The organism is Musicola paradisiaca NCPPB 2511 (assembly GCF_000400505.1).
GTDB lineage: Bacteria > Pseudomonadota > Gammaproteobacteria > Enterobacterales > Enterobacteriaceae > Musicola > Musicola paradisiaca.
Genome location: NZ_CM001857.1, coordinates 403403 through 429902, shown reverse-complemented (window position 1 = coordinate 429902; position 26500 = coordinate 403403). Strand labels below are relative to the sequence as shown.

General features: G+C 56.3%; 29 protein-coding genes. 8 read left to right on the top strand and 21 right to left on the bottom strand.

Annotation, left to right across the window (positions count from 1 at the left end; translation table 11 throughout):
• Positions 1 to 2 precede the first annotated feature (2 nt).
• Entirely contained in the window at positions 3 to 965 is a 963-nt protein-coding gene (locus DPA2511_RS01970) for a substrate-binding domain-containing protein (protein WP_012764023.1), read from the bottom strand.
• Positions 966 to 1110: 145 nt separating this feature from the next.
• On the opposite strand from DPA2511_RS01970, the gene DPA2511_RS01965 reads away from it, so the two are divergent.
• Positions 1111 to 2469: an aminotransferase class I/II-fold pyridoxal phosphate-dependent enzyme gene (locus tag DPA2511_RS01965; protein ID WP_012764022.1), complete on the top strand. Its 1359-nt coding sequence runs from the start codon at positions 1111 to 1113 to the stop codon at positions 2467 to 2469.
• Positions 2470 to 2653: 184 nt separating this feature from the next.
• On the opposite strand, the gene fkpA is transcribed toward DPA2511_RS01965, so the two are convergent.
• A complete protein-coding gene (fkpA, locus tag DPA2511_RS01960) occupies positions 2654 to 3490 on the bottom strand; it encodes an FKBP-type peptidyl-prolyl cis-trans isomerase (RefSeq protein WP_012764021.1) in 837 nt (278 codons plus the stop codon).
• Positions 3491 to 3695: 205 nt separating this feature from the next.
• Between fkpA and DPA2511_RS01955 the strand changes: the two genes are divergently transcribed.
• Entirely contained in the window at positions 3696 to 3914 is a 219-nt protein-coding gene (locus DPA2511_RS01955) for a SlyX family protein (RefSeq protein WP_012764020.1), read from the top strand.
• A gap of 24 nt (positions 3915 to 3938) precedes the next feature.
• On the opposite strand, the gene qhpR is transcribed toward DPA2511_RS01955, so the two are convergent.
• Positions 3939 to 4982, bottom strand: a complete 1044-nt coding sequence (qhpR, locus tag DPA2511_RS01950) for an AraC-like transcriptional regulator QhpR (RefSeq protein ID WP_012764019.1) — start codon at positions 4980 to 4982, stop codon at positions 3939 to 3941.
• Between the two features lie 143 nt (positions 4983 to 5125).
• Positions 5126 to 6127, bottom strand: a complete 1002-nt coding sequence (locus DPA2511_RS01945; protein ID WP_012764018.1) for a phosphotransferase enzyme family protein — start codon at positions 6125 to 6127, stop codon at positions 5126 to 5128.
• A 335-nt stretch (positions 6128 to 6462) separates the two neighbouring features.
• On the opposite strand from DPA2511_RS01945, the gene eat reads away from it, so the two are divergent.
• Positions 6463 to 7830 carry an ethanolamine permease gene (gene eat / locus DPA2511_RS01940; protein ID WP_012764017.1) on the top strand — a complete coding sequence of 456 codons (1368 nt, stop codon included), beginning with the start codon at positions 6463 to 6465 and terminating at the stop codon, positions 7828 to 7830.
• Positions 7831 to 7900: 70 nt separating this feature from the next.
• Here the strand turns inward: eat and slyD are convergent, their stop codons facing one another.
• The 4 genes from slyD to kefG form a co-directional block, all read right to left on the bottom strand.
• A complete protein-coding gene (gene slyD / locus DPA2511_RS01935) occupies positions 7901 to 8500 on the bottom strand; it encodes a peptidylprolyl isomerase (protein WP_012764016.1) in 600 nt (199 codons plus the stop codon).
• 105 nt (positions 8501 to 8605) lie between these two features.
• The gene (locus DPA2511_RS01930) at positions 8606 to 8800 is read right to left on the bottom strand and encodes a YheV family putative zinc ribbon protein (RefSeq protein WP_012764015.1); all 195 of its coding nucleotides are present in this window, start codon (positions 8798 to 8800) and stop codon (positions 8606 to 8608) included.
• Between the two features lie 55 nt (positions 8801 to 8855).
• Complete coding sequence (gene kefB, locus DPA2511_RS01925) at positions 8856 to 10664, bottom strand: glutathione-regulated potassium-efflux system protein KefB (protein WP_012764014.1); 1809 nt, start codon at positions 10662 to 10664, stop codon at positions 8856 to 8858.
• Between the two features lie 2 nt (positions 10665 to 10666).
• Entirely contained in the window at positions 10667 to 11218 is a 552-nt protein-coding gene (kefG, locus tag DPA2511_RS01920) for a glutathione-regulated potassium-efflux system ancillary protein KefG (RefSeq protein ID WP_012764013.1), read from the bottom strand.
• Between the two features lie 121 nt (positions 11219 to 11339).
• Between kefG and DPA2511_RS01915 the strand changes: the two genes are divergently transcribed.
• Complete coding sequence (locus tag DPA2511_RS01915) at positions 11340 to 13253, top strand: ABC transporter ATP-binding protein (protein ID WP_012764012.1); 1914 nt, start codon at positions 11340 to 11342, stop codon at positions 13251 to 13253.
• 58 nt (positions 13254 to 13311) lie between these two features.
• On the opposite strand, the gene DPA2511_RS01910 is transcribed toward DPA2511_RS01915, so the two are convergent.
• A complete protein-coding gene (locus DPA2511_RS01910) occupies positions 13312 to 13917 on the bottom strand; it encodes a LysE family translocator (RefSeq protein WP_012764011.1) in 606 nt (201 codons plus the stop codon).
• 85 nt (positions 13918 to 14002) lie between these two features.
• Here DPA2511_RS01910 and DPA2511_RS01905 point away from each other — a divergent pair, with 85 nt between their 5' ends.
• From DPA2511_RS01905 to DPA2511_RS01895, 3 genes are all read left to right on the top strand, one after another.
• On the top strand, positions 14003 to 14995 hold the full coding sequence (locus DPA2511_RS01905; protein WP_012764010.1) for a hydrolase: 993 nt from the start codon (positions 14003 to 14005) through the stop codon (positions 14993 to 14995).
• Position 14996: 1 nt separating this feature from the next.
• A complete protein-coding gene (locus DPA2511_RS01900) occupies positions 14997 to 15233 on the top strand; it encodes a YheU family protein (protein ID WP_012764009.1) in 237 nt (78 codons plus the stop codon).
• A 117-nt stretch (positions 15234 to 15350) separates the two neighbouring features.
• The gene (locus tag DPA2511_RS01895; protein WP_012764008.1) at positions 15351 to 16220 is read left to right on the top strand and encodes a phosphoribulokinase; all 870 of its coding nucleotides are present in this window, start codon (positions 15351 to 15353) and stop codon (positions 16218 to 16220) included.
• Positions 16221 to 16272: 52 nt separating this feature from the next.
• Here the strand turns inward: DPA2511_RS01895 and DPA2511_RS01890 are convergent, their stop codons facing one another.
• Positions 16273 to 16680 (bottom strand): OsmC family protein, encoded by a 408-nt coding sequence (locus DPA2511_RS01890; RefSeq protein ID WP_012764007.1) that lies wholly within the window; start codon positions 16678 to 16680, stop codon positions 16273 to 16275.
• Positions 16681 to 16995: 315 nt separating this feature from the next.
• Here DPA2511_RS01890 and crp point away from each other — a divergent pair, with 315 nt between their 5' ends.
• A complete protein-coding gene (gene crp / locus DPA2511_RS01885; protein ID WP_012764006.1) occupies positions 16996 to 17628 on the top strand; it encodes a cAMP-activated global transcriptional regulator CRP in 633 nt (210 codons plus the stop codon).
• 68 nt (positions 17629 to 17696) lie between these two features.
• Here crp and argD read toward each other — a convergent pair whose 3' ends face one another.
• From argD to DPA2511_RS01825, 11 genes are all read right to left on the bottom strand, one after another.
• Positions 17697 to 18917, bottom strand: a complete 1221-nt coding sequence (gene argD / locus DPA2511_RS01880; protein ID WP_012764005.1) for a bifunctional acetylornithine/succinyldiaminopimelate transaminase — start codon at positions 18915 to 18917, stop codon at positions 17697 to 17699.
• Positions 18918 to 19038: 121 nt separating this feature from the next.
• Positions 19039 to 19617 carry an aminodeoxychorismate synthase component II gene (locus DPA2511_RS01875; protein ID WP_012764004.1) on the bottom strand — a complete coding sequence of 193 codons (579 nt, stop codon included), beginning with the start codon at positions 19615 to 19617 and terminating at the stop codon, positions 19039 to 19041.
• Between the two features lie 436 nt (positions 19618 to 20053).
• On the bottom strand, positions 20054 to 20368 hold the full coding sequence (locus DPA2511_RS22315) for a hypothetical protein (RefSeq protein WP_012764003.1): 315 nt from the start codon (positions 20366 to 20368) through the stop codon (positions 20054 to 20056).
• Between the two features lie 183 nt (positions 20369 to 20551).
• A complete protein-coding gene (locus tag DPA2511_RS01860; protein ID WP_012764002.1) occupies positions 20552 to 21376 on the bottom strand; it encodes a hypothetical protein in 825 nt (274 codons plus the stop codon).
• On the bottom strand, positions 21376 to 21618 hold the full coding sequence (locus DPA2511_RS01855) for a hypothetical protein (RefSeq protein ID WP_012764001.1): 243 nt from the start codon (positions 21616 to 21618) through the stop codon (positions 21376 to 21378). Before DPA2511_RS01855 ends, DPA2511_RS01860 begins: the two co-directional genes overlap by 1 nt.
• Positions 21615 to 22172 (bottom strand): DUF2589 domain-containing protein, encoded by a 558-nt coding sequence (locus DPA2511_RS01850; RefSeq protein ID WP_012764000.1) that lies wholly within the window; start codon positions 22170 to 22172, stop codon positions 21615 to 21617. The genes DPA2511_RS01855 and DPA2511_RS01850 overlap by 4 nt, the downstream gene beginning before the upstream one ends.
• A gap of 11 nt (positions 22173 to 22183) precedes the next feature.
• Positions 22184 to 22969, bottom strand: a complete 786-nt coding sequence (locus DPA2511_RS01845; protein ID WP_012763999.1) for a hypothetical protein — start codon at positions 22967 to 22969, stop codon at positions 22184 to 22186.
• 60 nt (positions 22970 to 23029) lie between these two features.
• On the bottom strand, positions 23030 to 23617 hold the full coding sequence (locus DPA2511_RS01840; protein ID WP_012763998.1) for a DUF2589 domain-containing protein: 588 nt from the start codon (positions 23615 to 23617) through the stop codon (positions 23030 to 23032).
• Positions 23618 to 23751: 134 nt separating this feature from the next.
• Complete coding sequence (locus DPA2511_RS22540) at positions 23752 to 24147, bottom strand: helix-turn-helix domain-containing protein (protein ID WP_012763997.1); 396 nt, start codon at positions 24145 to 24147, stop codon at positions 23752 to 23754.
• 2 nt (positions 24148 to 24149) lie between these two features.
• Entirely contained in the window at positions 24150 to 25274 is a 1125-nt protein-coding gene (locus DPA2511_RS20895; protein WP_023638108.1) for an AraC family transcriptional regulator, read from the bottom strand.
• A gap of 577 nt (positions 25275 to 25851) precedes the next feature.
• Positions 25852 to 26475 carry a glycoside hydrolase family 19 protein gene (locus DPA2511_RS01825; protein WP_012763995.1) on the bottom strand — a complete coding sequence of 208 codons (624 nt, stop codon included), beginning with the start codon at positions 26473 to 26475 and terminating at the stop codon, positions 25852 to 25854.
• Between the last annotated feature and the right edge of the window lie 25 nt (positions 26476 to 26500).

The window sequence follows — 26500 nt, the reverse complement described above, 5'->3', positions numbered from 1 at the left end:
TTTTAGGCTCCCTGAGAGGCAAAGGCCGGGAATATGACTTCCGGCGTCAGCAATGTAGCGGTGATCTCTTGCTCGTAGAGTTCACGGGCGAAATCGGCAATCATGTTGCGGTTGGCGTCAAAACCGTTGTCATTCCAGTTAGCCGGCAGATCCTGCGCGGTGCGGCGCAGGTCGTCCAACAGCCATGGCGTGGTGTCCGCATACTTCTCACGCTTCTGTTGCCAAACCTGGGCGGACTGCTCGATAAGCTGGCTCAGTTCCCCCGGCAGCCACGGCAGCGATTCAACCAACGCCGGCTTGATCCCCAACATATGGATACCCGGCACATAGCCTACGCGGCGAAAATAGGCCAGTTCGGCCTGACGGAAATCAGCCTGTACCTGACGTAACCCGGACGCCGGCAGGAAGAACCCCTGCGGCATGAACGGGGTGAAGACGGCGTCCAACTCGCCGGCGTGCAGCAATTCGATCAGCGGACGCTCACCCGGCGCAGCTTCAATACGACCGGGACGGCCAAACCGCCCCAGCCGATCGACAATAGGATGATCCTCCGTCAGTCGCCCTGCATACCAGTGCACATCCTCAATACCCACGCCGACTTCCCGCAGCAAGGCGCGCGTCCAGGTATTGCCGGAATCCTGCCAACCGGTCACGCCGATGCGCCCGCCTTTCAACTGCTCCAGCGAGGTAACGGGATTCTCTGCAGTGGTGATAATGCAGCGCTGACGAAACCCCCGCATCAAAAAATGGGGTACGCCCAGCAATGACGTATCACCTTTAGCGCGTGCCTGTGCATAACGGCTAAAAGACACTTCACCGGCGTCGTAATGCTCGCTGGTGGCCAGATCGTCCACCAGCGTATTCACCCGGTGTACCTCGATATGGAACCTTTCCGACCTGACGTCGCCGAGCGCCAGTGGCGTGAAATAGTCCCAATCCCGAACTGCCAATCTGATTGTTATCATTATATTTTTTCCTTACTTTCCCGGTGTTGCGCACAACCCACATTTAAGCAGATCGTTTTGCATCCAAATATCGCTTGAATTTGATACTATGGCGATAGCATTATCTGTACAATAATTTATTTGTTACTGAACAAAGTTTTTTCTTATGACAAACACACTGGATTCAGCCTGGCTGGCAGAACAGATTGATGATGCCTCGACCAAAGGGATCGCTCAGATTACCGCCACCCTGATTCGCGAAGGGCGCATTCCTATCGGCACTCAACTCCCTGCAGTGCGGGAGCTGGCGGAGCGCCTGGGGGTTAGCCCGGCGACGATTTCCGCCGCCTGGGGGCAGTTAAAACGGCAAAAAACAATCGCCGGGAAAGGGCGCAGCGGTGTCTGGGTTTGTGGCGATCACGCCACGCCCCGACCAGTACGCTTCGAGAAGATCGGTAATTACGGCTGTGGTATTCAGGCTGATCTGGCGATGGCATGCCCAGATCCGCAATTACTGCCCGATTTGCAGGAGGCCATGCAACAGGGGGTTCGCTCCGGCAAGTTGAACAGCTATCAACGCGATCTGATCACGCCGACGTTGCGTCAAGCGCTGGCGCCGCGCTGGCCGTTTCAGGCACAGGCTTTCATGGCTACCGACGGCGGCTTCGACGCCATGAACCTCATCATCCAGACACTGGTGTCGCCGGGCGACAAAGTCATGATTGAGGATCCCACCGCGACCCGGCTGCTGGATATGCTGGATAACGTCGGCGCCGAGTTGCTGCCATTGGCCTGCGACGAGCAAGGGCCACAGCCCGAGATCCTGGAAATGCAGTTGAAGAAATCGCCGGTCATGTTTATCTACCAGCCCCGCACCCACTCCGCCGCCGGGCATACCGTCAGCGAAAGCCGCAGCGCCGAACTGGCGCGCCTGCTTGCCGATAGCGCCACCCTGGTGGTAGAAGACGACGGCATCGGCGAACTGTCCGCCTGGCCGGTCTGGAGCCTCGGGCGTTACTATCCGGAAAGAACACTGCACGTCCGTTCGTTTTCCAAAGCCTACGGCCCTGATTTGCGGCTGGCGGTACTGTCCGGCCCGGAATCGCTGGTCAAACGTCTGCAATCGTTTCGCAACTTCGGCGCCAGCTGGACCAGCCGCATTCTGCAGGACGCCGTCGCCTGGATGCTGACCGACCCGGCAACCCAACGCAAACTGCAACGGGCCCGCGACTGCTACGCCGATCGCCGCCGCCAACTGCTGAACGCGCTGGCCCAGCGCGGCATGCCCCTGCCCGACCGCGACGGATTAAGCATTTATCTTCCGGTCGCATCCGAACAGTTCGCCATGATTACCCTGGCCGCACGCGGCATTGCCGTCTTGCCGGGCGAGCGTTGCCGCTGCGGCAGCGCACAGTTTATTCGCGTCAGCACCTCGATGCTGAACAAGGAGCAGGTGGAAAGCATTGCCGATGCGCTCGTCCTCGCCGCCGGCATGGAAATAGGCGGGCACCACGCCGACCTCTGATCGCGTTGCGATACGCCGCGCGTGTTGGGCCACATATAACGAACGCGCTGTCAGATGACGAGCATCAGCCATATCGCGTGGTTTTTTCAACGACGCTAACGTCAGCCCGCAGAACGACGGGTGGAATCCCTGCCATAAAAAAACCGCAGACTTTCCTGCGGTTTTGTTCCAACGTCCAGGCTCATTACTGGGCGCTTTTCTTGGCTTTGGCATCAGCCGGTTTTTCACCTTTGGCATCAGCCGCCTTGTTCGCCGTATCGGACTTGATATCCAGCAACTCAACGTCAAACACCAATGTGGAGTTGGCTGGAATGCCCGGAACGCCGGATTCGCCGTAAGCCAGTGACGGCGGGATGACCAGCTTGATCTTGCCGCCTTTCTTCACATGTTTCAGGCCTTCGGTCCAGCCCGGGATCACGCCATCCAAACGGAAGGACAACGGCTCGCCGCGTTTGTAGGAGTTATCGAACTCGGTGCCGTCCACCAGCGTACCTTTATAGTTTACAACCACGGTATCGCTGTCTTTCGGCGCTGCGCCGGTACCTTCTTTATCCACCTGATACAGCAGGCCGGATTCGGTTTTCTTCACGCCTTTGTCTTTAGCGAATTCATCACGGAACTTGGTGCCTTTATCCGCATTGTCCTTGGCGTCCTGCTTCATCTTGGCCTGTGCCGCTTCTTTCACACGGCCTTCGAACGATTGCAGGGTCTTTTCGATATCTTCGTCGGACAGCTTGCTCTTATCAGCAAACGCATCCTGAACCCCTTGAATCAGCAGTTGTTTGTCCAGCTTGATGCCGAGTTTTTCTTGTTCTTTCAGAGAATTATCCATATAACGCCCCAGAGAGGCGCCCAGAGCGTAGGCCGCAGCCTCTTCATCGCTCTTAAATTGTGCAGCTGGCGCTTTCGCGGCATCCGTGGCGGCAGCGACAGGTTTTGCGGCTTCTTCAGCCATCGCGCCGGTATTCAGAGCCAGGGTCATGGCCGTTGCCAACAAAGTGACTTTAAACAGTGATTTCATCCATCTCTCCAACATCCGGAGCAATGTTCTCCGGCAAGCATTGACATTCCGACAGCTACTATAAAGTCGCGCACAAAGACAATACAACGACTGTCGGCATTATAGGGAGAAATCCGTGATCGCGCCTCATACAGACCGGTTTTGCTACCAGAAATTTACGCTTTCTGACAAACTCTGGCGGTAAAAATGAAGAGAGGTATTCAGGATGTCGCAACAACAGCTGGAACAGCGAATAGAACTACTGGAAAGCCGCCTGGCGTTTCAGGAGCTCACTATTGACGAGCTCAACCAGACGGTGGTGCAGCACGAGCTGGAAATGACCCGTCTGCGGGAGCAACTGCGCATGTTGGTGGAAAAACTACAGGCGGCGTCGACATCCATGATCGCCTCGCAATCCGAAGAAACACCGCCGCCGCACTATTGACGCTCAACCCGCCCGCGCCGGGCATCACGCCTTGCGCCACTGCCGCGGGCTGATGCCGAACCAACGGCGAAATGCGCGGGAAAACGCGCTGACTTCGGAGTACCCCAGCAAAAACGCCATTTCAGAGATAGAAAGCTGGCGCTGCTGGAGATAGTGGGTCGCCATCTCACACCGCACCTTCTCCACCAGCTGGGTAAAGTTGATACCCTCCTCTTTCAGCCGGCGTTGCAGCGACCAGCTGGACAGGCCGATATTTTCCGCCACCTCATCCAGCGAAGGCTCCCCTTGCGGCAATATCTGGCGCAAGCGGGCGCGCGCCATATCCACCACGCTCTGCTGATGCACATCGCCATTCAACTGACGCAGCGCATCCTGAACCAACAATTGCAGCAATGGATCGTGATCCGGCATGGTTCGTAGCAGATCGCGTTTGGGTATCAACAGCGAATTAAACGGCTGATCGAAATAAACCGGCGCATCAAACACCTTACAGTGCTCATGCCACTGTTCCGGACGAGGATGCTCGAAATGTACCTCTCTCGGCGCCCAGGACTTGCCCGCCGCGTGGCGAATCAGGTTGAGGATCATCCCCAGCGTCAGCTCGGCATCCTGACGGCAGTGCAGAATGGCGCCGTGCCGCACCTGATAGTCGAAACGCCAGCAGTCCCCTTTGTCCACCAGGCGAATCAGGGTGTCATGCTGATGCAGGGGAAAGGCATTGACTACGTTATGCAATGCCTGCTCCAGAGTGGCACTGCATAACCCAACATAGCCTATCAACCCGAGCGCCTGCGGCTTGAACTGCCTGCCGTAGTGCAAACCGAAATTATCGCAATCCGAATAGCGAGCCGCTTCCTCCAGCACCCGGCAGTAATTGACCAATCCCAGACTGAGGGTCGGGCAGGCCAACAGTTCAGGGTCGACGCCGCTGACGCCGAGAATACGGTCGGCATCGCCGCCCTTCTCGCCGATGAACCCGGCCAGGCCGGATGCGGCCGCCGCCAGGATACCGCGATGCCCGATGGAAAGATCCGCCATCGGTGGAAGTCGAAAAGACGTGGTTTCCATGATCCCTGCCTCACACAATCAACGGAATAGCAAAAGCTAGCAAGTTCCATACCACTCACAACACATTGATTTTCAAGAATCATAAAAACAAAAAAGCACCACTGCGGGACAGTGGTGCGCTGAAGTGGTGCACAACCGGCGATTCAGGCGCCGACGGGCAACGCACGTCTTTCGAGATAACGCCGGCATAACCGAACGGTATGCGCGCTCCACTGTGCTCCCAGACTGACAGCCTGTTCCGTCTGGCGGTGGGAGCCGGCCCAGGCCATCAGTTGGATGCGGCGCTGGATCAGCAACGACGGAATGACCGCCAGATCGGCATCATTCAGGGAACATACGCGCTGATAGCCGTTGATCCACCCTTCCACCCAGGCCGGTGCGCTGGGATGATGTTCGACAAAACTGATCGCGGCGGCCAGATCGTGCAAATACCAGCCAAATCCGCAATCGTCAAAATCGATCACCCGGGTTTCGCCCCGGTGCAGCAGCAGGTTGGTCAGCCGCAGATCGGCATGGATCAGGCCGTAACGCTGGCTGTCTTTCCCATAAACAGCGACGGCGTCACCCACCTGTTGCAGCGTTTCCTCGATAACGCCGTGATCAGACACGGCCAGATTCGGCGCATCCTGCCAGCGGCCCCAGTGACTTTCCCGCCCCACCATGGTGTCGTGATCCCAGATGATTCGGCGAAAACCGGCCGGTTGCGTCCAGCGACGGCTATGTTGGTGCAGGCGCGCGGTAATCATCCCCAACTGTTCAAAGGCGCCGGCGTCCACCTCCGTGGTGGGCATTTCACCGTCAATCCAGTGGAACAGCACCACGTTACGCTGTGTACCGTCCGCCAGCGTCACCCGTTGCACGGTTTCGCCGTCCAGCCCGCGCAACGGCTCCGGCACCATAATTCCCTCTTCACGCAACGCGGTAAGCCACTGCAGTTCGCAGGCAATCTCCTCGCGCTGGTGATATCCCGGACGGTGAATACGCATCGCATAACGTTTACCGCCCGCCGCCAGACGGTAGGTCGCGTTTTCCGAACGGCACAACAGGGTCAGTTTGCCCTGTAACGCGGGCGGATAACGTTTCATCGCCAGCCCGGCCAGATGATCCAGCGTGGTGTTGTCAAGCGTATCGTACTGTTCTGCCATAGTGTCGTCTCAATCCTGAACTCAATTACGAAGAAGTACCTCACTGTCCCTCAGCATGGAACGGCGGCCCAAACCGCGCTTGACGTCACAAAACCGGGAGTTGACCGCGCATGACATCCCGGCAGGCACGGCATACGGTTTGACCGCAGAACGCAAAAATCACCGTGCAGATGTCAAGTCTCCAGCCTTACCCCGGCGGCATTATCGGAACCTTGCGGAAGTACCGGGCGTGTCCCGTCGCAGAAGAGTCAAAAGAAAAGCGTGTTTTTAAAACTTAAACAATGGGTTACATGAATGCTTACGCTTCTGACCCACCTTTTGTATGGGAGACAGTCATGACAATGCAGTTGAAACCCACCTTGGGGACGCTTCATTTGTGGGGCATTGCCGTCGGCCTGGTCATTTCCGGCGAATATTTTGGCTGGAGCTATGGTTGGGGCGTCGCCGGCACGCTTGGTTTTCTGATCACCACTCTGATCATCGCCGCCATGTATACCTGTTTTATTTTCAGTTTTACCGAGCTGACCACCGCCATTCCTCACGCTGGCGGCCCGTTTGCCTATAGCCGCCGCGCCTTCGGCGAAACCGGCGGCCTGATTGCCGGCATGGCGACGTTGATCGAGTTCGTGTTCGCACCGCCGTCGATCGCCATGGCCATCGGCGCGTATCTCAACGTGCAGTATTCCTCGCTGGATCCGCGTTACGCCGCCGCTGGCGCCTATGTGATCTTCATGACATTGAATATTCTGGGCGTCAGGCTGGCGGCGATGTTCGAGCTGTTTGTCACCGTGCTGGCGGTAATCGAACTGCTGGTGTTTATGGGCGTGGTGGCGCCGGGCTTCAGCATCAGCCACTTTGTGGCCAACGGCTGGGCCGGCAGCGATAGCTTCGACAGCCCGGCCATTTCCGGCATCTTCGCCGCCATTCCTTTCGCCATCTGGTTCTTTCTGGCGATTGAAGGGGCTGCCATGGCGGCCGAGGAAGCCAAAGATCCGCAACGCACCATTCCCAAGGCCTACATCAGCGGCATCATTACACTGGTGGTGCTGGCGCTTGGAGTGATGATCATGGCGGGCGGCGTGGGCGACTGGCGCACCTTGTCCAACATCAACGATCCACTGCCGCAGGCGATGAAAGCGGTGGTAGGTGAAAACTCCGGCTGGATGCACATGCTGGTGTGGATCGGGCTGTTCGGACTGATCGCCAGTTTCCACGGCATCATCCTCGGCTATTCCCGCCAGTTCTTTGCGCTGGCCCGCGCCGGCTATCTGCCCGCCGGGCTGGCGAAACTGTCCCGCTTCCAGACGCCGCATCGCGCCATTCTCACCGGCGGCGTCATCGGTATCGCCACTATCTTCAGCGATAGCTGGATCAACCTGCAGGGACTCAGTCTGACCGCCGCGATGATCACCATGGCGGTATTCGGCGCCAACGTCATGTATCTGATGAGTATGCTGAGCCTGTTCCGCCTGCGCCGTACCGAACCGGGTTTGCATCGTACCTTTTACGCGCCGGGCTATCCCATCATCCCGGCTATCGCACTGGTGCTGTCCGTCGTGTGCCTGTTAGCCATGCTGTGGTTTAACCCGGTGATCGGCGGCCTGTTCATCGTGCTGATGCTGGCGGGTTACAGTTACTTCCTGATGACCCGCAGCCAGCGCGACAACGCGCCGCAGGATGCAATGCTGATGGGAAAAGAGTGATTCCAGCCGTACCGGAGACACAAAAAAGGCCGCGAATGCGGCCTTTTTCATACGTTGCGATGTCGGGCAATCAGTGGCAACCGCAGCCGCCATTACCGCCGCAACCGCCTTTGCCGTGTTCATGACTGTGGTCATGGTCATGACCACCGCAGCAACCATCGTGGTCGCCATGACCGCCGCAGCAGCCGTCGTGATCGTGGTCATGAGCGCCATGAACATGGCCGTGGGCCAGTTCTTCTTCAGTCGCTTCACGAATCGCCACGACTTCCACATTGAATTTCAGGTTCTGGCCGGCCAGCATGTGGTTGCCGTCAACCACAACGTGTTCATCCTGAACTTCGGTGATTTCTACCGGTAAGGGGCCCTGATCGGTTTCCGCCAGAAAACGCATGCCGACTTGCAGCTCATCGACACCCATGAAGACGTCTTTTGGTACGCGCTGTACCATATTTTCATCATATTCGCCGTAGGCGTCGTTCGCGCCGACGCTCACATCGAAACGTTCGCCGACATCACGGCCTTCCAGCGCCTTTTCCAGGCCGGAAATCAACGATCCATGGCCATGCAGATAGTCCAACGGTGCGCTCACCGGAGACTCATCAACTAATACACCATCTTCTGTACGTACCTGATAGGCCAGGCTGACCACCAGGTCTTTTGCTACTTTCATGATATCTCCTAGCGTTGGAAATCGATTTGGCGCAAATTGTAGCGGAAAAATACGCCCATGTACTGTCCGGGGTAAAAAATCACGCGGCTGTCGCACAGGCGACGCTTACTGCGGACGGAAAATCCCGATCAGCCGATCGGAAGCCGCCTCTTCCGGTTTCTGCCCGGCTTCCGGCTGACGCTGGCGGTAGCCGCAACGCACACACACCACCACGTCCTGCTCGTCTTCCCGGCCCACGGCCAGCGTATCCTGCGAGTGGCATTGGGGACACACCGCCCCGGCGATAAAACGTTTTCGCATATCACAATCCGCCTTTGTCTACTTCAGCCCGGTGTCGCACGGGGCGAAACACGGTTTAATACTCATCCCAGTCATCCGGGCGCCAGCGTTCGCGTTGCATCTCGCGTTCGAAAATATCTTCCAGCTCGCGTCGCGCTTCCTTAACGCGGGAAATCTGCGAAACATCACCCATATGCTGGGGCATCAGTTCGCGCAACATACGCATATCCAGCCGTCGAAAGTGCTGTTGGGCACGGTAAGCCTGATGAGGGTGCACGCCAAGCGAAATCAGCGTTTTACGCCCAAGTTCCAGGGCGCTGGAGAATGTCTCGCGCGTGAACTGGGTCACGCCGGCCTGCAGCAGTTCGTGCGCCTCCACACGCCCCCGGGCACGCGCCAGAATGGTCAGGTGCGGAAAATGCTGTTGGCAAAGGCGCACAATGGTCATCAAATGTTCCGGATCGCTGCACGTAATAACCAGCGACTCCGCCTGCTCTGCGCCGGCTGCGCGTAGCAACTCCAGTTGCGTCGCATCGCCGTAATACACCTTATAACCATATGCTCGCATCAGCCGCACTGCGCTGATATCCCGATCAAGTACGGTAATGCGCATCTTGTTCGCCATCAGCAGGCGGGCGACGACTTGCCCGAAACGACCGAATCCCACGACGATCACCTGTGGTTTGTCGTCTTCCACATAATGGGCCTCATCGTCGTGCTCTTCCTGATGGTTGAAGCGACGCTTCAAGATTCGATCGATCACCTGCATCAACAAGGGCGTCACCATCATCGACAGCGTGACTGTCACCAACAGCAACGGCAACTGATTGCCTTTCAAGACGTTATGAGCAGCCGCAGCGGAAAACAGCACAAAGGCGAACTCGCCGCCCTGGCTCAGTACGCCGGCAAACTGCATCCGCTCAGAAGAGCGCAACCCATACATACGCGCCAGCAGGTAGAGAATCGCCCCTTTCACCACCACCAGGATCACCACGGCGGTCAGTACCAGCAAAATATTGGCGTACAACACCCCGAGATTGAGCGACATGCCCACCGAGATAAAAAACAGCCCCAGCAGCAGTCCCTTGAAGGGCTCAATGGCGATTTCCAGCTCGTGACGATATTCGCTTTCCGCCAACAGCACGCCCGCCAGAAACGTCCCCAACGCCATCGACAGACCCAGCGCTTCCATGAACATCGCCGAACCCAGCACCAACAGCAGCGCGGCGGCAGTAAACACTTCCCGTACACCAGAAGCGGCGATAAAACGGAATAACGGACGCACCAGATAACGGCCGCCCACCAGCATGCCGGCAAACGCCATCACCTTGAAGGCTATCTGCCGCCAGTCCCCCAATTCGCCCTGCACGCCAGCCAGTACCGGGATCAACGCCAACGCCGGGATCACCGCCAAGTCCTGAAACAGCAGCACGGAGAAACCCAGTTGCCCCGATTCGCCGCGGTGCATGCTCTTTTCACGCATCAGTTGCAACGCAATCGCAGTGGAGGACATCGCCAGACCGATACCGCCAATCAGCGCCGCCTGCCAGGAAAACTGGTTGACATACAACACGCCACCCAACACCGCCGCGCTAAGCGCCACCTGCGTGGCGCCGGTACCGAAAATGGAACGCCGCAAACGCCACAGTTTGGCGGGCTCCAGCTCCAGACCGATGATAAACATCAGAAATACCACCCCCATTTCGGAGAAATGCAGGATAGCTTCCACATCGCGAATAAACCCCAACCCCCACGGGCCGATGGCGATCCCGGCCATCAGGTACCCCAGCACCGCGCCGATGCCGAGGCGACTGGCCACCGGCACCGCCAATACGGCGGCGAACAGAAACAGAATGATCGCGCTTAATACGGCTGACGACTCCATGATTAACGATCTCCCTGCGGTAAAGGCGACATCAGCCAGTCGCCATAGGCCCTGGCGTGTTCCACCAACACATCGCGCGGTAAACGGCGGGCCCAGTAGATGACCAGCGGCGACAACCAGTGCATATGGCACATGGCTGCGGTCATTTCGAACGGCACTAATGCTTCAGACAGCGTAAAACGGTTCACGCCGGATGGATGGTAAGCGCTCTCCGGCTCGCCGGTGGTGATCACCGAACGCCAGTATTTCCCCGCCAGCGCGTTGCCGCCCACACCATTGGCAAAACCGCGAGTCAACACCCGATCGAACCACTCTTTCAGCAGCGCCGGGCAACTATAGGTATACAGCGGGTGCTGAAACACGATCACCTGATGCTCGCGCAACAGTTGTTGTTCGTAGTGAACGTCGATAAAAAAATCCGGATACTGCGCGTAGAGGTCGTGCACAGTGACATGCCCCAAAGGCCGGGCAGATTGCAGTAACAGCTTATTCGCGATCGAATCCTGTGATTCAGGATGGGCAAACAGCAGCAGAATCTTCGGTGGCTGCAACATCATTCCCCTCCCAAGCGTCGTCATTGCAGGTATTTTCGGCTACCATGCTGCGCAACACTACATGGGCGCAACATCCTGATACCCGAACCGTAATTTAACATAGTTGAGCATTTGGCGCGTTATGATTGTTTTATCCTCCTTACAAATTCGGCGCGGTACGCGGGTACTGCTGGACAACGCCACCGCCACCATCAACCCCGGCCAGAAAGTCGGGCTGGTGGGTAAAAACGGCTGCGGCAAATCGACGCTGCTATCGCTGCTGAAAGGAGAGCTCAGCGCCGACGGCGGCAACCTGACGTTCCCGCAAAATTGGTCGCTGGCCTGGGTCAACCAGGAGACACCGGCGCTTGACCGCTCCGCACTGGATTACGTCATCGACGGCGACCGTGAGTACCGCCAACTGGAAGCCAGTCTGCAACAGGCCAACGCGCATAACGACGGCAACGCCATCGCCACGCTGCACGGCAAGCTCGACGCTATTCACGCCTGGTCGATCAACGCCCGCGCCGCCAGCCTGCTCAACGGTCTCGGTTTCCAGCAAGAACAGTTGCAGCAACCGGTCAGTGCGTTTTCCGGCGGCTGGCGCATGCGGCTCAATCTGGCGCAGGCGCTGATCTGTCGCTCTGATTTACTGCTGCTTGACGAACCGACCAACCATCTGGATCTGGACGCGGTGATCTGGCTGGAAAAGTGGTTGAAGAACTATCCGGGAACGCTGATCCTGATCTCCCACGATCGCGATTTCCTCGACCCCATCGTCAATAAGATCCTGCACATCGAGCAAGAAATCCTGTTCGAGTACACCGGCAACTACACCTCGTTCGAACAGCAACGCATCACGCGGCTGGCCCAGCAACAAGCGCTGTACGAACACCAGCAGGAACGGGTTTCTCACCTGCAAAGCTATATCGACCGTTTTCGCGCCAAGGCCTCCAAAGCCAAGCAGGCGCAAAGCCGCATCAAGATGCTGGAGCGCATGGAGCTGATCGCGCCGGCGCATGTGGACAACCCGTTTCGCTTCAGCTTCCGTGCGCCGGAAGCATTGCCGAACCCACTGCTGCGTATGGAGAAAGTCAGTGCCGGTTACGGCGAACGCCTGATCCTCGACTCGATCAAACTCAATCTGGTGCCCGGTTCGCGCATCGGTTTGCTGGGCCACAACGGCGCGGGCAAATCCACATTGATTAAACTGCTGGCCGGAGAACTCCAGCCGTTCAGCGGCGAAATCGGTCTGGCCAAGGGCGTGCGTCTGGGCTATTTCGCCCAGCACCAACTGGAGTTTCTGCGGGCAGACGAGTCTCCGTTGCAACATCTCACCCGGTTGGCGGATCGGGAAACCGAGCAGCAATTGCGCGACTATCTGGGTGGGTTCGGTTTTCGCGGCGATAAAGTCACCGAAAATACCGAGCGTTTCTCCGGGGGAGAGAAAGCGCGGCTGGTGCTGGCGCTTATCGTCTGGCAGCGCCCCAACCTGCTATTGCTGGACGAACCGACCAACCACCTGGATCTCGACATGCGTCAGGCGCTGACCGAAGCATTGATCGATTTTGACGGCGCGCTGGTGGTGGTTTCGCATGATCGCCACCTGATTCGCTCCACCACTGACGACCTCTATCTGGTACACGATGGCAAAGTCGACCCCTTCGACGGCGACCTGGAGGATTATCAGCGCTGGTTGCTGGATGCACAAAAAACACAGGGCAACGCCGCAGACGACACGAAGGACACCAACGCCAACAACGCTCAGGCCAGAAAAGAGCAGAAACGGCGCGACGCCGAGTTGCGCGCCATGACCCAACCGTTGCGTAAAGAGATCGCCCGGCTGGAGAAGCAGATGGAAACACTGCAGAACACGCTGGCCGGGGTGGAAGCGCGCCTGTCGGACAACGCCATTTACGAGGCGGATCGGAAAAACGAACTGACGGAATGCCTGCAAACGCAGAGTAAAACCAAAGCCGAACTGGAAGAGGTGGAAATGGCCTGGCTCGACGCGCAGGAACAGCTTGAAGCCTTGTCCCGCAGCACGGAAGACTGACTATGACGTATCGCGGCACGCGAAACTCACCGTGCGTGCCGCGCCGTTCTCCCGGCGCTTAATGCCAGATCATCAACACGCAGGCGGCCGTCAGGATCCCCATCGAAATATTAAAGCGCTTCCAGGCGACCGGGCTACGCAGCAGACGGCCGATGGCGGCGCCGAACGCCAGCCAGACGGCGCCCGCGACCGCGTTCACCAGCGCCATCGCCACGCTGATCGACAACACCGACCCGGTATAACCATCGCCCGCCAGACTGAAACCGGCAACCGCGCCCAGCGACATCAGCCACGCCTTGGGATTGAGAAACTGCAACAACCCGCCCTGATACAACGGCATCGGCGCCGACGGCGCGGTGTCCAGATCCAGCCGTTCGTAGGCTGCGGAGGCTATTTTCCACGACAGCCACAACAGATAAGCGCTACCCAACACTTTCAACGCCAGATGCAAAGGCGGATAGAGCAGAATCAAGCTGCCCAGCCCCAGCGATACCAACAGCAGAATGCTCTGCATGCCGATCATGATCCCCAGCATTAACGGCAGAGAGCGCAAAAAACCAAAATTGGCGGCGGATGCGGTGAGTAGCATATTATTGGGGCCGGGAGTAATCGCTGCGACCCACAAGAAACCCAACATAGAAAGAAACAGGCTGACGTGATCCATGAAACGGCAATCCTTTAAAGCCGGAAGGGATTAGCAGAAAGCCATCAACCTAGCAGCGCGACGTCACCCATACAAGTTTTTTGCCATGAATACTTATCCACTACACAACAGCGCTTTTCAGCCGTTGGGCGGGATGCGCAACCCACATCTGCAAACACTGCTGCCGCGGTTGTTTCGCCGACGCCCCAGCCTGACGCCCGTCTGGCAAACGCTGGATACCCCCGACGGCGACTTCGTCGAACTGGCCTGGAGCGAACCGCCGCAACCTGCGGCGCATAAGCCGCGCGTGGTGCTGTTCCACGGCTTGGAGGGGAACTTCCGCAGCCCTTATGCGCACGGTTTGATGGCCGCCTGTCGGGAACGCGGTTGGCTGGCGGTGATCATGCATTTCCGCGGCTGCAGCGGGGTGCCTAATCGCCGGACGCGCATCTATCACTCCGGCGAAACCGGCGATGCCGACTATTTCCTGCAATGGCTGGAAAAAACGCTGGGGCCGGCGCCCACGGCGGCGATCGGCATTTCGCTCGGCGGCAATATGCTGGCCTGCCTGCTGGGCCGTCAGGGGGAGCGCTGTTCGCTCAACGCCGCCGCCGTCGTCTCGGCGCCGTTGTTGCTGGAGCCTTGCAGCCGCCGCATCGAACAGGGGTTTTCCCGCATCTATCAATCTTATCTGGTCAATTCGTTGCGCCAGAGCGCACTGCGCAAACTGGCGGCGTATCCCGGCACCATTCCGGTATCGCCGTCCCGCATCAAACAGGTACGCGGGTTGAGGGAGTTCGACGACCTCATCACCGCCCGTCTTCACGGCTTTCACGACGCCGCGGATTATTACCGGCGTTGCAGCGCCATGCCGCTGCTGCCGCAGATCCGTACTCCAACCCTGATCATCCAGGCAAAGGACGATCCTTTTATGACGCCTGAAGTCATTCCCGATCCCTCGCAGTTACCGCCCTGCGTCGAATACCAACTGACAGAGCATGGCGGGCATGTCGGCTTTGTCAGCGGATCATGGCGCCACCCTGAAATGTGGCTGGAACATCGCATCCCCGATTGGTTCACCCCTTATCTGGAGCAATAAAATGATCATTCCCTGGCAGGCGCTGGCGCCCGACACGCTGGAAAATTTGATTGAATCATTCGTACTGCGGGAAGGCACCGACTACGGCGAACATGAACGCTCGCTGGCGGAAAAGGTGGAAGACGTACACCTGCAACTGCAACGCGGCGAGGTGGTGCTGGTCTGGTCCGAACTGCATGAAACCGTCAACATCATGCCGCGTAACGCCTTGCGCAGCGGCGTGATTCACGACGGCTGACACGCCCGCTGGAAAACGTAAATTGGCGTGTCAGGCCGGAACAAACATGATAACAATAAGGATATTGCGTTATGGTCGATCACGACCCGCGCCGCCTGACCGACCGGAGTTTGCATCATGTCGCATCAACACCCGATTATTGCAGTAACCGGCTCCAGCGGCGCCGGCACTACCACCACCAGCCTGGCGTTTCATAAAATTTTCCAGCAGCTCAATATCCGCGCCGCGCAGGTCGACGGTGACAGCTATCACCGTTATACCCGTCCGGAAATGGACATGGCGATCCGTAAAGCGCGGGATCTGGGCAGGCACATCAGCTACTTCGGCCCGGAAGCCAATGATTTCAGTTTGCTGGAACAGGCGTTTATCGACTATGGTCGCAGCGGCAGCGGTAAAACCCGCAAATATCTCCACACCTACGACGAAGCCATTCCCTACAAGCAGGTACCGGGAACATTCACCCCCTGGGAACCGATGCCGGAACCCACGGATATTCTGTTTTACGAGGGGCTGCACGGCGGCGTCGTGACGGAATCCCATAACGTCGCCCAGCATGTGGACTTACTGGTCGGCGTGGTGCCGATCGTCAACCTGGAGTGGATGCAGAAACTGGTACGGGATATCAACGACCGCGGCCACTCACGCGAAGCGGTGATGGATTCGGTGGTTCGCTCGATGGAGGACTACATCACCTATATCACCCCGCAGTTTTCACGCACGCACATCAACTTCCAGCGCGTCCCGACAGTCGATACCTCCAATCCGTTTGCCGCCAAATCCGTTCCATCCATGGATGAAAGTTTTGTCGTGATCCACTTTCAGGGGATGAGCAACATCGACTACCCCTACTTGCTGGCCATGCTGCAAGGTTCGTTTATTTCGCACATCAATACGCTCGTGGTGCCGGGAGGGAAAATGGGGCTGGCGATGGAGCTGATTATGACGCCGCTGGTACAGCGGCTACTGGCGGGCGATAACATCGGTTAAAGCGTGGCGCGGCAGCCGTACAACCGCCGCGCATGATGTGCAACCGACCGGGTCATTCCAGTTCGACGACTTCATGGCTGTGAGTGATATGTACCGTTTTTCCCAACATCAGCGCGACGGAACAATATTTTTCCGCCGACAGCGCGACGGCGCGCTCAACTGCTTTGTCGGTCAAGCCGCGCCCTTTCACAATGAAATGCAAATTAATCGTGGTGAACATACGCGGCGCTTCTTCGCGGCGCTCCGACGTTAATCGTACTTCGCAATCCGCGACATCCTGACGCCCTTTCTGCAAGATGGATACCACGTCGACGGCGCTGCATCCACCCGCCGCCATCAGCACCATTTCCATCGGACTCGGCGCTTTGTCTCCGGCGTTTCCATCCATCAACACCTGATGCCCGGAGGCGGACTCGCCAAGAAACGTTAACCCTTCAACCCACTTCACCCGCGCCTGCATAACATTGACCCTCAACTATTTTTTAAAAATTACATCGCTTATGTATAAACCCGACTAAAATCAGAGTTTAATCATGCTGAAGCGAGACAACACGAGACACTACACACAACCTGTGTTAAAAACGGGGAAATAATCCGGTGTGTGAGCCTCTACCAGACACATCCTGATTATGACGTCACCCGATAGACAGCCTCAGTATATTCCCTGACGTCATTCCGCCTGAGTGGAATTTAAATATAACTATGTTATCACGCCGTACAGGGAACTCTGAGCCCTGTGATTTGCGCAGTGAATTACAACAGAGGATAACAGCGAATGGTTCTCGGCAAACCGCAAACAGACCCGACTCTCGAATGGTTCCTTTCTCATTGCCATATTCACAAATACCCATCGAAGAGCACGCTTATTCACCAGGGTGAAAAAGCAGAGACGCTTTACTACATCGTGAAAGGCTCGGTCGCCGTGCTGATCAAGGATGAAGAAGGTAAGGAAATGATCCTGTCCTATCTCAACCAGGGAGATTTCATTGGTGAACTCGGCCTGTTTGAAGAAGGTCAGGAACGTAGCGCCTGGGTTCGGGCCAAAACCGCCTGTGAAGTCGCCGAAATTTCCTACAAGAAATTCCGCCAGCTGATTCAGGTCAACCCCGATATTCTTATGCGTCTGTCTTCACAGATGGCGCGCCGTCTACAAGTCACGTCCCAGAAAGTGGGAAATCTGGCGTTTCTTGATGTAACGGGCCGCATCGCCCAAACACTGTTAAACCTGGCCAAGCAACCCGATGCCATGACGCATCCTGACGGCATGCAGATCAAGATTACCCGTCAGGAAATCGGTCAGATCGTCGGATGTTCTCGTGAAACCGTCGGCCGTATTCTGAAGATGCTGGAAGACCAGAATCTGATTTCCGCGCACGGCAAAACCATTGTGGTGTACGGTACACGCTGAGTCATTGCGACGCCGGATCAAAAAGAGCGTGCTGCGGCACGCTCTTTTATTTTCAGCAACAGACGAACTTATTGCTCCACAACCTTCGCGACCGCCTGTTCGAACAGCGCCATGCCTTGATCGATATCGTCCAGTTCAATCACCAGCGACGGCACAAAGCGAATCACATCCGGCCCGGCGACCAGAATCATTAACCCCAGTTCGGCCGACGCCGACAGGAAATCGCGCGCACGACCATGCCACGCTTTCTTGAGTTGTGCGCCAATCAACAGCCCCATACCGCGGACTTCATCAAAAATGCCAAACCGCTCATTGATACGGTGCAACGCCGCCGCAAAACGTTCATGACGAGCTTCCACCCCAGACAGCACTTCCGGCGTATTGATCACATCCAGCGCCGCTTCCGCCACCGCGCAGGCCAGCGGGTTGCCGCCGTAGGTGGTGCCGTGCAAACCGACGCTCATGACGGACGCCACTTCCTCGGTGGTCAGGCAAGCGCTGATGGGGAAACCGCCGCCCAACGCCTTGGCGGTGGTCAGGATATCCGGCCTCACGCCGTAATGCATGTAGGAGAACAGCTTGCCGCTGCGGCCCATGCCGCACTGCACTTCGTCGAACACCAGCAGCGCGTTGTACTGGTCGCACAATTCACGCACACCGGTGAGGAATTCCGGCGTCGCCGGCGTAATACCGCCCTCGCCCTGGATCGGTTCCAACACCACGGCACAGGTATGATCGTCCATCACCGCCTTCACCGCCGCCAGATCATTGAAAGGCACATGGATGATATCCGCCGGTTTCGGCCCGAAGCCGTCGGCGTACTTGGCCTGCCCGCCTACTGAAACCGTGAACAGCGTCCGGCCATGAAACGCCTGATAGAAAGCGATGATCTTGGTTTTATACGGACTATGGCGCTCGATGGCGTAATGACGAGCCAGTTTGAACGCCGCTTCATTGGCTTCCGCCCCCGAGTTGGCAAAAAACACCCGGTCGGCGAACGTGGCGGCAATCAGCTTGGAAGCCAGACGCAAAGCCGGCTCGTTGGTAAACACGTTGCTGGTGTGCCACAGGGTTTCGCCCTGCGTTTTCAACGCCTCAACCAGCGCCGGATGACAATGTCCCAGCGCGGTAACGGCAATACCGCCGGAAAAATCGATGTATTCTTTGCCCTGCTGATCCCAGACACGGCTCCCTTTACCCTTCACCGGCACGAACTGCGCGGGCGCATAAATCGGAAGAATGACCTTGTCGTATGTTTCCCGCGTTACTGCTGATTTTTCTGTCGCCATCTGCTGCCCCGTGATGATATCCCATTGTCCAACATGAAAATATAGTCAATAAATATGCATAAAAAATCACACGAGCGCAATCGATAAATCCGCTCGCCCGTCGACGCTATTCACTATCCGTTTATAAATTCATGAAATTTTTCAACAACTGATGCCCCTGTCGGCTAAGAATACTCTCCGGATGAAACTGTACACCTTCCAACGGCAACGCTCGGTGGCGAATACCCATGATTTCATCCGGTCGCCCATCCCGTTCCGTCCAGGCGGTCACGTCAAAACAGGCCGGCAACGTTTCAGATGCCAGAATCAGCGAGTGATAGCGAGTCACCGTCAACGGATTTTCCAGCCCGAGAAACACCCCTTGTCCGGAATGACGAATCGCCGATGTTTTGCCGTGCATTACCTGCCGGGCCCGGATCACCTGAGCGCCAAACGCTTGCCCTAACGCCTGATGACCAAGGCATACCCCCAGAATCGGCAGTTTGCCGGCAAAGTGACGGATGGCAGCCAGCGAAATCCCGGCGTCGTCCGGCGTACAAGGGCCGGGCGAGATCACCAGCCGCTGCGGCGCCAAACGCTCAATATCCGCCAGCGTCAATTCGTCATTACGCATAACCGTTACCTGCGCGCCCAGCTCGCAAAAATATTGGTAGAGGTTATAGGTAAAGGAGTCGTAGTTATCGATAATCAAAAGGCTCATCGTATTAACCTGTGGATATTATTTATGTAAATCAATGCGGTAACTCCCGTTACCGTACGATGCCCGTCACGGGATAGGAGTATAGCGGGGGTGGCGGAAACGTGTCGACCAGACGGGGCGGATTTCACCTTACCGGAACCCTCCGTTGCGCCATAAACGTCATTTGCCTGCATCAGTTTGGACGAGAACGGTGCGAAGACAACATACAACGCCTGTTCAACGGACAGGGTCATGTTCGCGCCAACGGAACGAATGAGTGCAGCGAGTAAACCGAGGCGTACACGCCGTGCGTGAAGATTTAGGGCGTCACCCTGGGCAATAGAATAGCCTGGCGGGATCGACCGGGCAGCACCATGGCGGTGGCCCGGTACCGGGAATATCGCTACAAAGCTCTCCCCGTCATCATTCAACTTATCGCTATGTTTGCCTCACGACTTCAGGCGCTGATCAGGCAAGACAGGCGCAGATTCTGCCCCCAGCCTTTGCCGCCGTTATCCACGCGCCAGATATTGACGGTAAATCCCGTATTGTTGATGCCAGTGATCGTCAGCGCGAAGGTGTCCGGAATACTGCCCGGCGCATACTCGGAGCCCTGCAACGGCGTCACCGCCACCACCGGCGTCACGCCAGCGGCCAGCGGCTGGGGGAAACTAACCCGCACCTGCTGCGCACCGGCAGTAGTACGATTGGATGAACCAACGCCGGCGACAAACGCCAGAACCTTGGGCATTTCGAGAGATGGCATAGTCATATAACCTCCTGAATAGATTGAATTATACCTGAAGTCAAATTCGCTCAGGTGGTCATATACTGCCGCGGTATTCTTCGGCTGGATTGGCGAAAACCGGGTGTTTTACCGCCAAAATAACGGTGCCATCATCCATGAATTCTCAGCCGTCAGGCGTAGAAAATCCTATCCGTCGTCGAGTGCGGCTCAACGCAGATGCAGACGGTGACGGCAGCGTAGCCAGAATGAAGGCTTCAGGGCCGGACGCGCAGCCGCCAGCGGATAGAAACTGTGCACCCTCAATGGTCCCCTGTCCGACGTCAACCAGAATCGTTGCTGCTCCTGATACAGCCATACTGTCCGTTGCTGCATCGGGTCATGACATTCCAATCGCAGTGCGTCCGATTGCGCGACCAGCAACAATGCCAGGCTTTGCCAGGGCTTGCCGTCGGGAAATACCCGCAACGGCAACCAGCAATGCTGTGCGGCGGCCTGACACAACATAGGCCAGTGCCGCTGCATGGTATCCAGCCCCAGCCGGTCGCCATCCGCCAGCGAGGGCTGCAATGAAACGTCCAGCTCCACCTGCCGGAGCAGCTCGAAGCGCCGCAACCACTGCTGCAACGCCGCGACAACTTGCTGTGCATCGGGGTATACCGGGGAACCGGCAAACTGACAAGCCCACTGAAACCAGAGATCTCCCGCTTCCTGTTCCAGTTCCGGCAGGTCGACGAGGATATCCGCTGGCCAGCGCGGCTGGCGTTTGCCGCCGTGGCACAGCGACCGCCAGAGCACCCAGAGACTCAGTGTCTGTTGATACCAGCGCCCCCAGTGGTCGTTGCAACCGTAACCCTGCCACCACCAGCTACCGTCATACTGTTCAGGATGCTCAAAAAACGCCTGTTCAAGCCGCACTTTCAACGCCGGACGAATCACCTTCCAGCATTGTTGCAGTCGCTGTTCCACCAGGGTCTGCCGGTTCAACACCGAGGGCGGCATGCCCTTCAACCCATAGAAATCCGCGCGGAACATCAGCGCCTCCCGGGAGGCATCGCAGCCAGACGCCGCCGCTCTGCATCGTCGAGGCGAGTATTCAACTGCTCCGCCGCATCCAGCGCGTCGGCGGAACTGGCTCGATCGAGTTCCAGCGTCAGCCCGCAATGCGCGCAGCGCGGGTTGACGCCCTGTTGCAGCAATTGCCAATGTACCGCGATCGGGTGCTGACACCCTGGGCAGGCGATGGAGCCCGCGTCGATAAATTGTTTCCGACTCATGCTTTATTCTCCCCTTCCGGCAACGGGCGGCTATAGCCCGCCTCATCCATCAGCCGTAACAACCGGCTGATACCGTTAGGAAAATCCCCCGGCTGGATTGTCAGCTTGATGCGCATATCCATCTGGGCGCCGCGGTGCTGTCCGCCGTCTCCCGCGTCCATACGCCCCAGCGAGGCTTTCATCTGCAAACGCCGGGGCGCCATAAAGCCGTTTTCTTCCTCGGTCGAGGCCAGGCCGGGAGAGGTGGCAGACAACTCAAAATCATTGATTTTTATACCGAACTCAAGATCGGCATGCTTGGTCTGCATCATCGGGATCGGCATCAGCGACAGAATGGGAATCTGGTGCTCCGTGCGTTCAATCCTGCCGTCCGCACCACACTTCTCCGTAAAAAAGGCGGTGGTTCGCAGCCGTTTTCCCTCGCTGGTGTGCTCGAAACCGAGCTGTTCCACCATTTCCAGCGTCGCTTGCGCCGCCTGATGTTCTGCCTGAACAAACCCAAGCAGCGGGGCGCCAATCAGTTCGTAGAACTCGATGGAGTCTTGTTTTGACATACATCCACTCCTTATTCATGCACCAGTTTCTGCACCAGGGTGCCATCCTGCTGATGACTCTGCGTCCAGACATAGTTTTTGAAACCGCCTTTTAACTTCAATGTCGACAACGTATTCACCGGACGCTCACGTAAACGATCAGCACAAACTTCTACTTCCAGATTGAAATCTTCGCTGCACTCCATCAGAAAACGCACCGAGTTTTCCAGCTCATCCAGCTCGCGATCCGTCACCTGCTTCAGTTCGTTGCGCAGCTCCGGCATCACCAGTCGCAGGCTTTCCGACAGCTCCAGATCCTGGGTCGCTATCTGCACGAAACGGTCAACCAGCAGCGGCGCCGCCTTATCGGACTGAAAATGCCCTTCCTCGTCCACCAGCTGCGCTTCGTTAAGCAGTTGAATCAGCGATTGGCTCAATTTGCTGCGCTCGGAACTATTGCGCAGACGCATCAGCAACGTGCGCACTGCGGGCTGCATGGTGTCGATGCCGTCGCGGTTGGTGAGGTATTGATCGCTGTGCTGGCACATTTTCTCCGCCAGTTGCAAACCACCGCAGGCGTACATGCGTTCCAGTTTAAGTTTGTCGTCGTAATCGTTTTTCCGTACCTTGACCCCGGTGATGGCGAACTGCAGTTCAAACTCGAACGAATCCAGCGCCACCCGGGGGACGGAATAGCTGCGCAGCACCGGATCCTGCTGATAGAAGCGGCTGGTGTCGCGGGAACAGATATCGGATGTCACGCGCGCTTGGGTCAGGTCGGTCAATACCGTGCCTAAAAATTGGTCTAGCTGTGCCATGATGCTCCTCGTGATAGATCAATAGGCGGAACCTCGTTTGAGGTTCCGCCTGGCGACGGATTACGCGCTGGCCGTTGTCGTGGTGGCGCTGGCGGGTTTGCTGGTAATGCACTCCTGCAGAATATTCAGCACCTTGTTCATCCCTGCCGGCATGTCGTCCTGAACCGCATGCAGGTTGATATCCATGGTGTATTCCACGTTGTATTTGGAATCACGCGCGCTGCTGGAGTCCTTCTTGCTGGAATAGGCGGCAGAAAAATTGACTTTCGCCCCCCAGCCAGACCAGGAAGCATTCGCCTTCACATCCAACTGCGAGCTGGAAGAGCTCTTGTCGCTGGTGGTGGTGGAGGCGGAGATGTTGGCCTTGAAGGCGATATCCAGATAATCGATGCGCAGATACGGGATCGGCACGATGGTTAACACGGGGACGGACAGTGTTGCGTTCTGGCCTTCTTTTTCATACTTGAACACCACGGAACGAATCTGCCCATCCTCGCCAATCGCCACCTGGCGGATAAAATCCACACTGCTTTTCGCTGCGTTGGCCTGTGCTTCTACCGCTGCATTCAACGGGCCGCCGATCAGAGTACCAAACGGAATATTACCCAATTGCGCAGTGGCGCTGTCCTGAACACTAGAATCAGCCATGACTTTACTCCATATATAGTAGATGAATTGGAATGCTCATTCAGACTCCGAAGATTCTGCGTGAACATATTCAGTCTATATTTCCATTAATAATAAATATTGTGCTTTCGTGTAGAATAATTGTTGTTTCATCATTATTTGTTCGCATGAAAAATACATGACTGCCTATATTCTCGTGGGGAAATCCCATATTTTAATTTAAATGAATGGCAGAAATTCGCCGCATCTGAAAACCCCAATTCAACGGCAACAAGACAAACTGACATATCAGTGAGATATAACAACTCCGCTGCTTTTTTTAATCGTTGCTCTCGTAACCAGCGGGCCACGCCATAACCACAACGAGCACGAAATAACGCCGAAAGTTTATTTCTATTGGTACCGACAGCCTGACATACATTATCGAGCGATATTTTTTCGCACAAATGTTTAAGCATATAATCACACGCCTGCTGAAAAAGACGATCCTGACAGGAAAGTGGCATTACCGGAGTAAGAATATCTGTTGCTGCTGGAACCATCGCCGACATAATTAAGTATCCTCCCTTACAATAACCGGCTTGAGGGTTTTTCTAAATTCTACCGGTGTGAGGCCGGTATAACGTTTAAACATCTTTTCAAAATGGCTCAGATCGCCGTAACCGCAATCCAGATACAGATTAGTAATCCGGCTTAACGGACGACATTTCAGTTGCTGGCAGGCATAGAAAATACGTATCTGATTCAGGATCTGTTTAAAAGACAACTTCAGGCTGTGCTTCAACAGATAGGAAAGATGCGACGGGCTGATATGGGCTTTTTCCGCCAGCGCCGACAATGTCAGTTCCCGCTGGAAATTTTCCCCCAGAAACAGCAACGCCTTGCTGACGGAGGGATGAAACTGCCGCAACGCCTGCTCATCACACTTGAGTAGCGTGTCGCACAGTACCGGATCCGTCACAGCCAGAGACGCCGAGGCGGACACGGCAGGCAAGCGGATAATCTCCGGCAGAATGCCGTGCGCCTGATTGAGCCCGATTTCCCGATTGTCGCTCAACATCAGCAGACGGGCGATACTGCGTCGCAGTTGCTGGGCATTCCCCGGCCAGTCGTAATGCTGGAGCTGCTGCAACACGTCCGGGTGGATCTGCTGGCTGCCGGACTGACGGAATTCCCGACAGGCGATGTGCAACAGTTCGACGACATCCTGCGGCCGCTCGCGCAATGGCGAGATATACACCTGGTGATAATCAAGATGTCTGCCCAACATCACGCTCAGCCGGCCGCTTTGTTGGCTCTGCGCCAGCGTATGGCGTAAACCGAAAATCAACCGGGCGAAATGCAGCGGCGTGCGGCCGATAAAACGCAGCATCTTCAGCCGGTTCATAATATCCTGCTGTTGATCGGCGGAGAACTCATCGAAATTCTGGAAAAAAAGCGTGAAATTTTGTTGCCGATTTAATTTTCGAATAACGTCATCCAACATGGCTGGCTGGTAGGTTGCATGATGAAATTCAATATACCCGGCTTGCGGTTCTTGCGTCTGCATAAAAATATAGGCGGCGACATCCGATAATTCCGTGCCGGGCTCGCCATAAAGAATAATACTTTTCTTCAATGCGGCGATCTTCTGTATCTGATTACGCAGAGAGGCGGATAAAGAAATAAATTCCGGCAATGCTGTGGCGACCGGGATTTCCCATCGATTTACCTGCCCAGTTCTAAAAACATTAATCTTACTTTTTTTAAAATATTGCCTGCTGTTTTCATGACACCTTCCTTTTTTAGGTTATGGCATTCCCTCCCCTAGGGAAATTCATGCTAAACCGAACTATCACGCATAATGAGAGGTAATTTATTAATAATTACGCTGAAAGAATGGCAATATTTTTACCACAATTGAATAAACAGAAAGGGCATTCGCTGCATCATCCACAATGAAGCAATGACTATCCATACGATTTGCGACAAACCGAAGGGGAAGGAACTATCGCAAGACTACATCCTTATATTTACGCCATTATTACTCAATACGCTTTCAGCATCAGTGATAACGCGATCAGTCCTGGTGTTCATTAAAAACAACAATATGATTTCCGTACTTCCGGCAGTTGCTCTGCCAGTCATTATTTATTTCATCCACAGACCCAGGGACGGCCGCCATACCGCACGGCTCGACGCCGCAGGATGACGACCTGCCGCGAGAAAACGCCTCTTCGCGAGGCCTCCCCTCGCCGGAATAACCTGGATAGGTATTAAAACAGACGTTTGGCTTTTTCCAGATACGCTTTCCGATCCTCCAAACCATTCAGGCCGCCGTTGATACGGCGCGTAATCGCATTCAAATCATCCTGATCCGCCAACACATTGAGTTGGTTCCGGTTCCAGAACCAGATGGCTACCGCCACAGAAATCTCTGGTTTCTGACCGATCACGTCCGGATCGTCGGTCAGCTTGTGGCCAATCGCCTCGCCGCATGTGCGGTAGTTATCCCGCCCGGTCAGTTGGATTAGACCGCGGCCCCGGAACGCCCAACCGTCGCCGGATTCAGTCGCGCCGTTTCCCAGCCGATTAGCGTACACAACATTGGCGATCGCCTCCGGCTTGCGGGCATACTGCTCCGCCATCTGATCGGTGGTGAAGTAGCGTCCGAATACCGCCCGCAACCCTTTGGCACTGTAATTCAGGTTTTCCGAACGGGCGCGCAATTCGGCGCTTTCATGCGCAATCTGGGCAATAAAATGCGCGAAGCGCAACGACGTATTGATGCCCGCCTCAAGACACTCCTGTTGCAGTGCCGGCTGAAACAACGCAATATCCTCCGCGCTGGCGTTAGGCATGAGTTGTTGCAGTTTTTCCTGAGTAATATCAAGAGCCATGATGTCCTCCTCGTTATGTTTGCCA